Origin of the sequence: Paraprevotella clara YIT 11840, from assembly GCF_000233955.1 — a bacterium.
In the GTDB taxonomy this organism is placed as follows: Bacteria; Bacteroidota; Bacteroidia; order Bacteroidales; family Bacteroidaceae; genus Paraprevotella; species Paraprevotella clara.
The window spans coordinates 1-1,390 of record NZ_JH376652.1 but is presented as its reverse complement, the minus strand read 5'-3'; the positions used below and the strand labels follow the sequence as shown (position 1 = coordinate 1,390).

The 1,390-nt window shown below is 42.8% G+C and carries 1 protein-coding gene; it reads left to right on the top strand.

The genetic code is table 11. From position 1 onward, the window contains the following. Window positions 1-127 precede the first annotated feature (127 nt). Window positions 128-1,390: SprB repeat-containing protein (locus HMPREF9441_RS16160; RefSeq protein WP_147715964.1), on the top strand; the 1,263-nt coding region annotated here is incomplete at its 3' end.

Genomic DNA, 1,390 nt, shown 5'->3' with positions numbered 1-1,390 from the left:
CGGCACGAGAGTAGCGAGTCAGACGGCAGCTGTTTATACGTATACCAACTTACAAGTAGGGGTTCACACCTTTACAGTAGTAGATAAATACGGCTGTACGGCAAGCTATACTACCGAAATAAAGAGAATGATAACGGTAGCCGGAGCTGCCGGAGCGGTAGTGGCTAAGGACATTACTTGCCATAGTGGTAATGCGGCAAAAGGAGAGATAACCTTGAAGATAAAAGATGGTTATGCACCTTACACTTACATAGTGAAGAATGCGGGAACGAATGCAACTGTACAAACACAGCAAAACGTACCTACCAATAGGATAGCGACTTACAAGACTGAGATAGCAGGAGCATATAGGATAGAGGTAACAGATAGCAAAGGCTGTACAGTAAGTGGTACAGCTACGTTAACAGCAGCAACTAACCCTACGATTACATATACAGCTACAGCAGTAGTGTGCTATGGGGCTAATGATGGTACTATTTCATTAACTATCAGTGGAGGTACGGCACCTTATAAAGTGAAATTAGATAATGGAGCAGTACAAAATGTAACAGGCAACCAACATCGTTTTGTAGGAGTAACCTCAGGTAGCCGTGTAGTATATGTGACTGATGCGCGCGAGTGTAAAGCACAAGTAACGATAAACATAACATCGCCTGCGGCACCGCTAAAAGGATTTGCGGTAGTATCGCAACTAATAGGTTGTGGAGATGGTAATGTAGCTACTAAGAATAAAGCGCAAATACGTTTTACGAATGTAACTGGGGGCTATGGAGACTATAGTTATAGATATGATGGCAATTTTACTACCAATTCAGAAGGTTGGTTGCCAGCAGGCACGCATACTGTTACAGTAAAAGATAAAGGAGGCTGCCAGTTAGATATACCGGTAGAAGTGCCAGAACGTATAACGCCACCAACAGGCACAAGCTATACGATTACCACTTATGATTGTGAAGGCAAGGGAACGATACGCATTAGTGGTTTGCCTAATACGTATAATTATACTTATATTATAGATGGTAAGACAGCTACAGGTACAACGGCTACTATTACAGGTTTAGCCCCAGGTAGTTATACAATGACGATTAAGTATACACAAGGAGCAGCATCATGTCCACAAGAAATAGTTAAGACGGTAGTGATACCTAGTGGACAAGAGTTTAAGTCGAGTGTAGCGAGTCAGACACAGGCTTCTTGTAATGGATTAAGAGGCAAGGCTACCTTTAAGCTGGAGAATTTACGAGGTGGTAGTTATCAGGTATCTGTAGAGAGTACAACGCGTACAGGTACGGGTTATACTACTTATGTACAATCGCCTACCTTTGAGGTAGATAATCTCAGGGCAGGGACTCATACCATTACGTTCAACTATAGACCATCGGGCTCAGGA